Consider the following 12056-nt stretch of genomic DNA (forward strand, 5'->3'; position numbering starts at 1 on the left):
TCAATTCAACGGGCAGGCCATGGCCAGGCCTACAAAGACCAAGTCGGGCACTACACGCGCGTCAGGCAACGAGTCCTTGACCAGCGGGGCATCCCCTCCCGTCAGGAACACAGCAAAATCCTCGCCCCACATCTCACGCGCTTGCTCAACTTGTGTGCGCACGAAGCCTTGCAGCATCAGCACGCAGCCTCGTTCGACCGCCTCCACCGTTGAGCGACCCGGAGCCAAGCTGACCAGTGCACGCTCGGCAGACGCATCGTCATAGCGAATACGCCGCGTGTGCGTGCGCAGCTGGCTGCGCATCAGAGGCATGCCTGGACAGATATAGCCGCCGAGATGCTCCCCATTGGCCGCCACGAAGTCCGCTTTGGCCGCAGTGCCCAGATCAATGACGAGGCAAGCGCCCTTGGCCAAGTGAAATGCGCCCAGCGTCGCCAGCCAACGATCCATACCAAGGCGCTGATAGTCCTCATAGCCGTTGCGCACGCCCGCCATCTCCGGCGCTGACCGTGCGACCTGTGCCTGGACGGCAAACACTTGAGCAATCAGTGACGTCAAAGCGTCGGTTTCTTCTTCACTGCGCACACTGACGATACGGCAAGCCGTAACCTGCACGCATGCCAGCGCTCTGATCTGGTCCATGAGTGTCTGGTCGGAATCCACGATTCCGCCACCCACGATCATTGCGTCGTGAACGTGAATTACCCGCCACTTGATGAAGCTGTTACCGCAATCGAGCTCAAGAATCATCACTCAACCTCAAACTAAGCTCGCCGCCGCTGAAAACTCTCTCCACGCCATCTACACACATGCGCAAACCGCCCTGCCCGTCCACGCCCGCGACTACGCCTTGTACCTGGGTGGCTCCGGCAATGAGCGTGACATTGCGCCCCTGCCAGAGATGCGCTTGCTCCCATTCTTCCTGGAAAGCCGCGAACCCATATCGGCGGTGACGCCCCAGCTCATGCTCCAAGTGGTGGCTCAGCACCGCCACTAAATGATTGCGGTCTACAGGCGCCCCCAATTCTCGACGCATGGATGTCCATCGTTGATCCACCTGCGCATTGGCCTGCATATTTACGTTTATGCCAATGCCCAGCACCACATGGCATACGTCTGCCGGATCACCGATCAACTCGAGCAAGATGCCGGTGACCTTGTGACCATCGACCAGCACGTCGTTAGGCCACTTCAAGCCTACATTCCTTACCCCGAATGCCTGCAATGTGCGCATGACCGCCAACCCCACGACCAGGCTCAGGCCCTCAAGCTGGCGCATGCCGCCATCAATGCGCAGCACCAGACTGAAGTAAAGGTTTTGCGCGAAAGGGCTGATCCATTGCCGGCCGCGTCTCCCGCGACCCGCAGTCTGCTGCTCCGCCAAGACGACGAAGGGCGCTGGCTGTCCTGCCGCCGCCAAGCGCATACCTTCAGCATTGGTCGAGTCGATCGACTCATGGATGAATGTGGGCCAGGCTGCCGCCTCCGCGTATCCTGCGATCGCAGCATTGTCCAGCAGCACCAACGGTGAGGCTAGCTGATAGCCGCGTCCACGTACCTTATGGATACTGAGGTTTAGCTCGCTTTCCAGGTGCTGCAGCTGCTTCCACACCGCACTGCGACTGACGCCCAGAGCCGCCCCCAGAGCTTCTCCGGAATGGAATCGGCCATCCTTGAGGAGATTCAACAACTTCAGCATGCGCGTCTCGACTTCGAATGAGGCTGGCATGATAGCCATGGGGGATTGCCTTGCATAGGACAAGGACCTGCGATTGAGATTGGGGGGGTACGTTGCACCGGTCCGGCTCAGATACCAGGCCGCCAACCCTCGGGGCTTCCACAGGTGCAATGCCGACCGGCTTATTTGACGCCCAAAGACAAAACCCCTACCTGCATACGCAGATAGGGGTTTTGCGAAATGAATCTTGACGATGACCTACTCTCACATGGGGAAACCCCACACTACCATCGGCGATGCATCGTTTCACTACTGAGTTCGGGATGGGATCAGGTGGTTCCAATGCTCTATGGTCGTCAAGAAATTCTGTAGCCAGAATGTCCTGTTGGACAGCCCAGCGAATCCGGATATGTGATGTTTGTGATGTGTTGCGAACTTTCGGTTCATGTCATCTTCACCACCGCAATCTGCAGAAGCAAATTGCTTGGGTGTTATATGGTCAAGCCTCACGGGCAATTAGTATTGGTTAGCTCAACGCCTCACAGCGCTTACACACCCAACCTATCAACGTCGTAGTCTTCGACGGCCCTTTAGGGGATTCAAGATCCCAGTGAGATCTCATCTTGAGGCAAGTTTCCCGCTTAGATGCTTTCAGCGGTTATCTCTTCCGAACATAGCTACCCGGCAATGCCACTGGCGTGACAACCGGAACACCAGAGGTTCGTCCACTCCGGTCCTCTCGTACTAGGAGCAGCCCCTCTCAAATCTCAAACGTCCACGGCAGATAGGGACCGAACTGTCTCACGACGTTCTAAACCCAGCTCGCGTACCACTTTAAATGGCGAACAGCCATACCCTTGGGACCGGCTTCAGCCCCAGGATGTGATGAGCCGACATCGAGGTGCCAAACACCGCCGTCGATATGAACTCTTGGGCGGTATCAGCCTGTTATCCCCGGAGTACCTTTTATCCGTTGAGCGATGGCCCTTCCATACAGAACCACCGGATCACTAAGACCTACTTTCGTACCTGCTCGACGTGTGTGTCTCGCAGTCAAGCGCGCTTTTGCCTTTATACTCTACGACCGATTTCCGACCGGTCTGAGCGCACCTTCGTACTCCTCCGTTACTCTTTGGGAGGAGACCGCCCCAGTCAAACTACCCACCATACACTGTCCTCGATCCGGATAACGGACCTGAGTTAGAACCTCAAAGTTGCCAGGGTGGTATTTCAAGGATGGCTCCATGAGAACTGGCGTCCCCACTTCAAAGCCTCCCACCTATCCTACACAAGCAAATTCAAAGTCCAGTGCAAAGCTATAGTAAAGGTTCACGGGGTCTTTCCGTCTAGCCGCGGATACACTGCATCTTCACAGCGATTTCAATTTCACTGAGTCTCGGGTGGAGACAGCGCCGCCATCGTTACGCCATTCGTGCAGGTCGGAACTTACCCGACAAGGAATTTCGCTACCTTAGGACCGTTATAGTTACGGCCGCCGTTTACCGGGGCTTCGATCAAGAGCTTCGCTTGCGCTAACCCCATCAATTAACCTTCCGGCACCGGGCAGGCGTCACACCCTATACGTCCACTTTCGTGTTTGCAGAGTGCTGTGTTTTTAATAAACAGTCGCAGCGGCCTGGTATCTTCGACCAGCAAAAGCTTACGGGGCAAGCCCTTCACCTTCGCCGGCGCACCTTCTCCCGAAGTTACGGTGCCATTTTGCCTAGTTCCTTCACCCGAGTTCTCTCAAGCGCCTTGGTATTCTCTACCTAACCACCTGTGTCGGTTTGGGGTACGGTTCCCAGTTATCTGAAGCTTAGGAGCTTTTCTTGGAAGCATGGTATCAACCACTTCGTCGCCTAAAGGCAACTCGTCATCAGCTCTCGGCCTTGAAATCCCGGATTTGCCTAAGATTTCAGCCTACCACCTTAAACCTGGACAACCAACGCCAGGCTGGCCTAACCTTCTCCGTCCCTCCATCGCAATAACTGGAAGTACAGGAATATTAACCTGTTTTCCATCGACTACGCTTTTCAGCCTCGCCTTAGGGACCGACTAACCCTGCGTCGATTAACGTTGCGCAGGAAACCTTGGTCTTTCGGCGTGCGAGTTTTTCACTCGCATTGTCGTTACTCATGTCAGCATTCGCACTTCTGATACCTCCAGCAAGCTTCTCAACTCACCTTCACAGGCTTACAGAACGCTCCTCTACCGCATCATCATAAGATGATACCCGTAGCTTCGGTGCATGGTTTGAGCCCCGTTACATCTTCCGCGCAGGCCGACTCGACTAGTGAGCTATTACGCTTTCTTTAAAGGGTGGCTGCTTCTAAGCCAACCTCCTAGCTGTCTAAGCCTTCCCACATCGTTTCCCACTTAACCATGACTTTGGGACCTTAGCTGACGGTCTGGGTTGTTTCCCTTTTCACGACGGACGTTAGCACCCGCCGTGTGTCTCCCATGCTCGGCACTTGTAGGTATTCGGAGTTTGCATCGGTTTGGTAAGTCGGGATGACCCCCTAGCCGAAACAGTGCTCTACCCCCTACAGTGATACATGAGGCGCTACCTAAATAGCTTTCGAGGAGAACCAGCTATCTCCGAGCTTGATTAGCCTTTCACTCCGATCCACAGGTCATCCGCTAACTTTTCAACGGTAGTCGGTTCGGTCCTCCAGTCAGTGTTACCTAACCTTCAACCTGCCCATGGATAGATCGCCCGGTTTCGGGTCTATACCCAGCGACTAAACGCCCTATTAAGACTCGCTTTCGCTACGCCTCCCCTATTCGGTTAAGCTCGCCACTGAATATAAGTCGCTGACCCATTATACAAAAGGTACGCAGTCACCTAACAAAGTAGGCTCCCACTGCTTGTACGCATACGGTTTCAGGTTCTATTTCACTCCCCTCTCCGGGGTTCTTTTCGCCTTTCCCTCACGGTACTGGTTCACTATCGGTCAGTCAGTAGTATTTAGCCTTGGAGGATGGTCCCCCCATATTCAGACAAAGTTTCTCGTGCTCCGTCCTACTCGATTTCATTGACAAGAGATTTTCGTGTACGGGGCTATCACCCACTATGGCCGCACTTTCCAGAGCGTTCCACTAATCTCAAATCAACTTAAGGGCTGGTCCCCGTTCGCTCGCCACTACTAAGGGAATCTCGGTTGATTTCTTTTCCTCAGGGTACTTAGATGTTTCAGTTCCCCTGGTTCGCCTCTTGCACCTATGTATTCAGTACAAGATAACCAGCTTGTGCTGGCTGGGTTCCCCCATTCAGAGATCTCTGGATCACAGTCTGTTTGCCGACTCCCCAAAGCTTTTCGCAGGCTACCACGTCTTTCATCGCCTCTGACTGCCAAGGCATCCACCGTATGCGCTTCTTCACTTGACCATATAACCCCAAGCAATCTGGTTATACTGTGAAGACGACATTCGCCGAAAATTCGCACGTCGCTCTTACGAGCAGAACTCACAAATTTTACCTTAGCCTGAATTCCAGCAGTGAAACTGGTCTTCAGTCTATTTCTATCACATATCCGAATTTTTAAAGAACGATCTGACAAAAGTCAGAAATCAACATTCACGCTGGAATGTTCATTTCTGTGTTCTGAACAGTGCTGCAAACCTGAAGCCTGAAGGATTGGTGGAGCCAAGCGGGATCGAACCGCTGACCTCCTGCGTGCAAGGCAGGCGCTCTCCCAGCTGAGCTATGGCCCCGTATTCTACGGCTGAACCAAGTAATGGTAGGTCTGGGCAGATTTGAACTGCCGACCTCACCCTTATCAGGGGTGCGCTCTAACCAACTGAGCTACAGACCTATAACAGGGTCGCTTTACAACATCGTCTTTTACAATGAATCAAGCAATTCGTGTGGGAGCTCATCAGCAGGCTGATGTCGTCGATTAAGGAGGTGATCCAGCCGCAGGTTCCCCTACGGCTACCTTGTTACGACTTCACCCCAGTCATGAATCACACCGTGGTAACCGTCCTCCCGAAGGTTAGACTAGCTACTTCTGGTGCAACCCACTCCCATGGTGTGACGGGCGGTGTGTACAAGGCCCGGGAACGTATTCACCGCGACATTCTGATTCGCGATTACTAGCGATTCCGACTTCACGCAGTCGAGTTGCAGACTGCGATCCGGACTACGATCGGTTTTGTGAGATTAGCTCCACCTCGCGGCTTGGCAACCCTCTGTACCGACCATTGTAGCACGTGTGTAGCCCAGGCCGTAAGGGCCATGATGACTTGACGTCATCCCCACCTTCCTCCGGTTTGTCACCGGCAGTCTCCTTAGAGTGCCCACCATAACGTGCTGGTAACTAAGGACAAGGGTTGCGCTCGTTACGGGACTTAACCCAACATCTCACGACACGAGCTGACGACAGCCATGCAGCACCTGTGTCAGAGTTCCCGAAGGCACCCATCCATCTCTGGAAAGTTCTCTGCATGTCAAGGCCTGGTAAGGTTCTTCGCGTTGCTTCGAATTAAACCACATGCTCCACCGCTTGTGCGGGCCCCCGTCAATTCATTTGAGTTTTAACCTTGCGGCCGTACTCCCCAGGCGGTCAACTTAATGCGTTAGCTGCGCCACTAAAATCTCAAGGATTCCAACGGCTAGTTGACATCGTTTACGGCGTGGACTACCAGGGTATCTAATCCTGTTTGCTCCCCACGCTTTCGCACCTCAGTGTCAGTATCAGTCCAGGTGGTCGCCTTCGCCACTGGTGTTCCTTCCTATATCTACGCATTTCACCGCTACACAGGAAATTCCACCACCCTCTACCGTACTCTAGCTTGCCAGTTTTGGATGCAGTTCCCAGGTTGAGCCCGGGGCTTTCACATCCAACTTAACAAACCACCTACGCGCGCTTTACGCCCAGTAATTCCGATTAACGCTTGCACCCTCTGTATTACCGCGGCTGCTGGCACAGAGTTAGCCGGTGCTTATTCTGTCGGTAACGTCAAAATTGCAGAGTATTAATCTACAACCCTTCCTCCCAACTTAAAGTGCTTTACAATCCGAAGACCTTCTTCACACACGCGGCATGGCTGGATCAGGCTTTCGCCCATTGTCCAATATTCCCCACTGCTGCCTCCCGTAGGAGTCTGGACCGTGTCTCAGTTCCAGTGTGACTGATCATCCTCTCAGACCAGTTACGGATCGTCGCCTTGGTGAGCCATTACCTCACCAACAAGCTAATCCGACCTAGGCTCATCTGATAGCGCAAGGCCCGAAGGTCCCCTGCTTTCTCCCGTAGGACGTATGCGGTATTAGCGTTCCTTTCGAAACGTTGTCCCCCACTACCAGGCAGATTCCTAGGCATTACTCACCCGTCCGCCGCTGAATCAAGGAGCAAGCTCCCGTCATCCGCTCGACTTGCATGTGTTAGGCCTGCCGCCAGCGTTCAATCTGAGCCATGATCAAACTCTTCAGTTCAATACTGCTTGGGTTTTTAAGAAACCCTAAACTTGGCTCAGCAATCTCAAATGACTATGTGATTTCTCGCATGGCCACTTGTGATGCTGATAATCTTTCTGACTATCAGTCCGTACTCACAAGCACCCACACGAATTGCTTGATTCGATTTGTTAAAGAGCGTTTGGCTGAGAGTGTTTCGTCTCAACCGAGGCGCGCATTCTACGCTTTCCTCACTACCTGTCAAGCGTTTATTTTGAAGTTTATTTCGAGAAACTCGTTCAACTTCAAACACTTGACTCGCTTCGATCTCTCGTAGCGGGAGGCGAATTCTACAGCGTTTCAACACGCTGTCAACCTTCTTCTCAACCGCTGTCGATCTGTTCGATCGTAGCCTTTACAGCACCACCCGAACTAGCTAACTCATTGAATCTCAAGGAGTTTCGCGTTCCGATGTCGCTGGAAGTGGGGCGCATTATAAGGGGATTCGAAACCGCGTCAACCTTTAATTTCATGTAAATCAAAAGCAAAGCGGGGGGAGGCCCTTCGGCCTCCCCCCGCTTATAGAGAGTAGGCGCAGCGAATGCCTTACTCTGCCTTGAGCGTGACGCGTGCGAACGACTTCTTACCTGCCTGGCAGATATGGGTCGCGCCCAGTGCAACCACAAAATCACGGTCAACTACGGCGCCATCGACCTTCACAGCCCCACTCCCCAATAGATCCCGCGCCTGCGCCGAGTTCTTGACCAGACCGGCACGGTTGAGCACCGCAGCAATGGGCAGCGGCTCGGCGGCAAGCACTTCGATCTCGGGCAAGTCTTCTGGCAACTCGCCGTCCTTCATACGATTCCCAGCGGCGCGATGAGCGTTGGCTGCGGCCTCCTCACCATGGAACCGCGCCACGATCTCCTCCGCCAGCTGGATCTTGATGTCCCGCGGGTTCGCCCCATTGGCTACATCCACGCGAAGCTGATCGATGTCCTCCATGGAACGGAAGCTCAGCAACTCGAAGTAACGCCACATCAGGGTGTCCGGAATCGACACCAGCTTGCTGTACATCACACCAGGCGCTTCCTGGATGCCGACATAATTACCCAGCGACTTGGACATCTTCTTGACGCCATCAAGCCCTTCAAGCAGGGGCATGGTCACGATACTCTGAGCTTCCTGACCGTAGGCACGCTGCAGTTCACGCCCCATCAGCAGGTTGAACTTCTGGTCGGTACCGCCCAGCTCGACATCCGCCTTGAGCGCGACAGAGTCATAGCCCTGCACCAGCGGATAGAGGAATTCATGAATGGCGATGGGTTGATTAGTGGTGTAGCGCTTGTCGAAATCGTCGCGCTCCAGCATACGGGCAACCGTGTACTGCGATGCCAGACGGATGAAGTCGGCGGGTGTCAGCGTGTCCATCCAGGTGGAATTGAACGCGACCTCGGTCCTGGCTGGGTCGAGAATCTTGAAGACCTGCTGCTTATAGGTCTCGGCATTGTCCAGCACCTGCTCACGGGTCAATGGCGGGCGTGTGGCGCTCTTGCCACTGGGGTCGCCGATCATGCCAGTGAAGTCACCGATCAGGAACACCACGGTATGCCCCAACTCCTGGAACTGGCGCAGCTTGTTGATCAGTACCGTGTGACCGAGATGAAGGTCAGGAGCGGTAGGGTCGAAACCGGCCTTGATGCGCAAGGGCTGACCACGCTTGAGTTTTTCAACCAGCTCGGACTCCACCAGTACTTCTTCCGCACCGCGCTTAATAAGCGCCAGCTGCTCTTCAACCGACTTCATAGACAAACCCGCAAGGCTCAGATTCAGGGGGAGCCAACCATACAAGATCGGCCGTCAAATACAAGTTTTGCAAAGGAATGTGACCTGGAGGCGTGTGCGCAGCGTCTACGCGCCCTTGCGTGAAAATGGTTTTGGTTATATTTTATACAGTTATTTCATCTTCATCATGTCATTCATCTATTCCATTTCACCTTTTTCAAAGTCTCCTTACCCATGACCAACGAACCGCCTAAAGCGCCTCCGCTTTATCCGAAAACACACCTGTTGGCCGCCAGCGGCATTGCCGCCCTGCTTAGCCTGGCATTGCTGGTGTTCCCATCCAGCGACGTGGAAGCCAAGAAAACCACCCTCAACCTCGAGCTGGAAACCTCAGCCGAGCAGCTGAAAGACGAATCCCGCGCGGCGCCACTGGTGCAGGCAGCCGGTGAGCAAGGCTCGCCGTTTGCGCAGATCGATGAGGCGGCTGCCTCCACCCAGAAAGCCGAACAGCAAACTCCGCCGGCCGAAGCCGCCGCACAGCCCGCGAAAGACCCTGCCCACCGGGAAGTCACCGTCGCAAGCGGAGATACCTTGTCAACGCTGTTCGCCAAGGTCGGCCTGCCGGCCAATGCCGTCCACGACATTCTTGCCAGCAGCAAGCAAGCCAAGCAGTTCAGCCAGCTCAAGCATGGCCAGGTCCTGCAGTTCGAATTGGACAAGCAAGGCCAGCTGGCCAGCTTGCACAGTAAGGTCGGCAGCCTCGAAACCATTCGCCTGACCAAGACGGCCAAGGGCTACACCTTCAACCGTGAAATCAGCAAACCCGTAGTGCGCACCGCCTACGCCCATGGCGTCATCAAGAGCTCGCTCTCGGCATCGGCACAACGCGCCGGGTTGTCCCACAGCCTGACCATGGACATGGCCAAGGTGCTGGGCTACGACATCGACTTCGCCCAGGATATTCGCCAAGGTGACGAGTTCGACGTGGTCTATGAGCAGAAGGTAATGGACGGCAAAGTGGTCGGCACCGGTAATATCCTCTCGGCGCGCTTCACCAACCGCGGCAAGACCTACACGGCAGTGCGCTATACCAACAAGCAAGGCAACACCAGCTACTACACGGCCGATGGCAACAGCCTGCGCAAAGCCTTCATCCGCACACCCGTGGATTTCGCGCGCATCAGCTCCCGCTTCTCTGCCGGGCGCAAGCACCCGATTCTCAACAAGATCCGCGCCCACAAGGGGGTGGACTATGCAGCACCGCGAGGCACGCCCATCAAGGCCGCGGGTGATGGCCGTATCGAGCTGGCCGGCCGGCGCGGCGGCTACGGCAATACGGTGATCATCCAGCACGGCAATCGGTACAAGACCTTGTACGGTCACATGCAAGGCTTTGCCAAGGGCATCAAGACCGGGGGCTCGGTCAAGCAGGGCCAGATCATCGGCTATATCGGGACCACCGGCCTTTCCACCGGTCCCCACCTGCACTACGAGTTCCAGGTCAACGGCGTGCATGTTGACCCGCTGAGCCAGAAAGTGCCGATGTCCGATCCGATCGCCAAGAACGAGCGCCAGCGTTTCCTGCAGCAAAGCCAGCCGCTGATCGCACGCATGGACCAGGAAAAAGCCACGCTACTTGCCATGAACAAACGGTGAGCCCATGGGCCTTTACCTAGGTGTGATGTCAGGGACCAGCCTGGATGGGCTGGACATCGCCCTGATCGAGCAAGGCGAGCACATCGAACTGCTCGCCACCCATTATCTGCCCATGCCAACTGAACTGCGGCAAGCGTTGCTTGACCTGTGTACTTCTGGGCCGGATGAAGTAGCGCGGGTCGCCCTCGCTGAAAACCTGTGGGCGGCCTTGGCAGCCCGAGGCATACTGGATTTGCTCGACCACCATGCCTTGCAGCCCAAAGACATTCGCGCTATCGGCAGCCATGGCCAGACCATTCGCCATGAGCCTGCCCGAGGCTTCACCGTGCAGATCGGCAATCCGGCGCTCCTGGCTGAACTGTCAGGTATCACGGTCGTGGCCGACTTTCGTCGCCGTGACGTAGCGGCCGGCGGTCAGGGCGCGCCGCTCGTCCCGGCGTTCCACGAAACGCTGTTCGGCCATCTCGAACAGCCGCTGGCCATTCTGAACGTGGGCGGTTTCAGCAACCTCAGCTTGATTGCCAAAGACAAGCCGGTCCGAGGCTTCGATTGCGGACCGGGCAATGTCCTGATGGACGCCTGGATCGAACGCAAACGCGGCCAGGCATACGATGCCAACGGCGCCTGGGCGGCGTGTGGGGCAGTGCAACCTGCCCTGCTGACCTCCCTCATGGCCGACCCATTCTTTGCCGGCAGTGGGCCCAAGAGTACAGGCCGTGAAGTCTTCAACCTGCGCTGGCTGGACAGCCATCTCGCTGCGCTGCCTGCCTACCGCGACGAGGACGTCCAGGCAACGCTGCTGGAAGTCAGCGCCCAAAGCATCATCGATTCGCTGAACACCGCACAGCAGGGCACCAGGACCCTTCTGGTATGCGGGGGTGGCGCACACAATGGCGCCTTGATGGCTCGTCTTGCAATAGGCCTGCCTGGCGTGAAGGTATCCAGCACAGCCGAACAGGGGGTAGACCCTGATTGGGTTGAGGCCATGGCGTTCGCCTGGCTGGCGCATTGCTGCCTTGAGGGCATCCCTGCCAACCGTCCCAGCGTTACGGCCGCCAAAGGCCTGCGTGTTCTGGGCGCCATCTATCCGGCCTGAGCCATTGACCTGCCCAACGAAAAACGCCGCGCTTAAGCGCGGCGTTTTGACGAAGGCAAGGCTTCAGATCGAGAACGAAGAGCCACAGCCACAGGTGGTGGCAGCATTGGGGTTCTTGATAATGAAGCGCGAGCCTTCCAGGCCCTCCTGGTAATCTACTTCGGCACCGGCCAGGTACTGGAAGCTCATCGGGTCCACTACCAGCGAGACCCCCTCGCGCTCCACGATGGTATCGTCGTCGGCCACTTCCTCATCGAACGTGAAGCCATACTGGAAACCCGAGCAACCGCCACCGGTGACGAATACACGCAGCTTCAGGCGGTCATTGCCCTCTTCGGAAACCAGGTTCTTCACCTTCAGCGCAGCACCGTGGGTAAATTCCAAAACCGTAGGGGTGAAGGTTTCGACGCTCATGTTGATTCTCCCGGCCGACGGCCGTCATA

General features: G+C 55.8%; 6 protein-coding genes, 2 tRNA genes and 3 rRNA genes. 2 read left to right on the forward strand and 9 right to left on the reverse strand.

All coding sequences use genetic code 11. The features are described 5' to 3' along the window. The 8 genes from B2J77_RS18850 to tyrS form a co-directional block, all read right to left on the reverse strand. Positions 1–750: a pantothenate kinase gene (locus B2J77_RS18850; protein WP_058606176.1), complete on the reverse strand. Its 750-nt coding sequence runs from the start codon at positions 748–750 to the stop codon at positions 1–3. Continuing rightward, on the reverse strand, positions 740–1699 hold the full coding sequence (gene birA, locus B2J77_RS18855) for a bifunctional biotin--[acetyl-CoA-carboxylase] ligase/biotin operon repressor BirA (RefSeq protein WP_078479460.1): 960 nt from the start codon (positions 1697–1699) through the stop codon (positions 740–742). The genes B2J77_RS18850 and birA overlap by 11 nt, the downstream gene beginning before the upstream one ends. A 224-nt stretch (positions 1700–1923) precedes the next feature. Beyond that, positions 1924–2039: ribosomal RNA gene (gene rrf, locus B2J77_RS18860) — 5S ribosomal RNA — on the reverse strand. A 134-nt stretch (positions 2040–2173) separates the two neighbouring features. Continuing rightward, positions 2174–5066: ribosomal RNA gene (locus B2J77_RS18865) — 23S ribosomal RNA — on the reverse strand. 250 nt (positions 5067–5316) lie between these two features. Further along, a tRNA-Ala gene (locus tag B2J77_RS18870) sits at positions 5317–5392 on the reverse strand. 24 nt (positions 5393–5416) lie between these two features. Continuing rightward, a tRNA-Ile gene (locus B2J77_RS18875) sits at positions 5417–5493 on the reverse strand. Between the two features lie 85 nt (positions 5494–5578). After that, a 16S ribosomal RNA gene (locus B2J77_RS18880) occupies positions 5579–7115 on the reverse strand. The 16S, 23S and 5S rRNA genes sit together here with 2 tRNA genes alongside, the layout of an rRNA operon. 567 nt (positions 7116–7682) lie before the next feature. Further along, positions 7683–8882 carry a tyrosine--tRNA ligase gene (tyrS, locus tag B2J77_RS18885; protein WP_058639583.1) on the reverse strand — a complete coding sequence of 400 codons (1200 nt, stop codon included), beginning with the start codon at positions 8880–8882 and terminating at the stop codon, positions 7683–7685. A gap of 213 nt (positions 8883–9095) precedes the next feature. Here tyrS and B2J77_RS18890 point away from each other — a divergent pair, with 213 nt between their 5' ends. After that, the gene (locus B2J77_RS18890; protein ID WP_058639584.1) at positions 9096–10517 is read left to right on the forward strand and encodes a peptidoglycan DD-metalloendopeptidase family protein; all 1422 of its coding nucleotides are present in this window, start codon (positions 9096–9098) and stop codon (positions 10515–10517) included. Between the two features lie 4 nt (positions 10518–10521). Continuing rightward, positions 10522–11613: an anhydro-N-acetylmuramic acid kinase gene (locus tag B2J77_RS18895; RefSeq protein ID WP_078479205.1), complete on the forward strand. Its 1092-nt coding sequence runs from the start codon at positions 10522–10524 to the stop codon at positions 11611–11613. Positions 11614–11676: 63 nt separating this feature from the next. On the opposite strand, the gene erpA is transcribed toward B2J77_RS18895, so the two are convergent. After that, entirely contained in the window at positions 11677–12027 is a 351-nt protein-coding gene (gene erpA, locus B2J77_RS18900; protein WP_023532751.1) for an iron-sulfur cluster insertion protein ErpA, read from the reverse strand. Between the last annotated feature and the right edge of the window lie 29 nt (positions 12028–12056).

The organism is Pseudomonas parafulva (assembly GCF_002021815.1).
In the GTDB taxonomy this organism is placed as follows: domain Bacteria; phylum Pseudomonadota; class Gammaproteobacteria; order Pseudomonadales; family Pseudomonadaceae; genus Aquipseudomonas; species Aquipseudomonas parafulva_B.

Bases quoted from the DNA above. Each gene is read 5' to 3' on its own strand.
- erpA (WP_023532751.1), bottom strand. From the start codon at position 12,027: ATGAGCGTCGAAACCTTCACCCCTACGGTTTTGGAATTTACCCACGGT.
- birA (WP_078479460.1), bottom strand. From the start codon at position 1,699: ATGCTGAAGTTGTTGAATCTCCTCAAGGATGGCCGATTCCATTCCGGA.
- tyrS (WP_058639583.1), bottom strand. From the start codon at position 8,882: ATGAAGTCGGTTGAAGAGCAGCTGGCGCTTATTAAGCGCGGTGCGGAA.
- B2J77_RS18890 (WP_058639584.1), top strand. From the start codon at position 9,096: ATGACCAACGAACCGCCTAAAGCGCCTCCGCTTTATCCGAAAACACAC.
- B2J77_RS18895 (WP_078479205.1), top strand. From the start codon at position 10,522: ATGGGCCTTTACCTAGGTGTGATGTCAGGGACCAGCCTGGATGGGCTG.
- B2J77_RS18850 (WP_058606176.1), bottom strand. From the start codon at position 750: ATGATTCTTGAGCTCGATTGCGGTAACAGCTTCATCAAGTGGCGGGTA.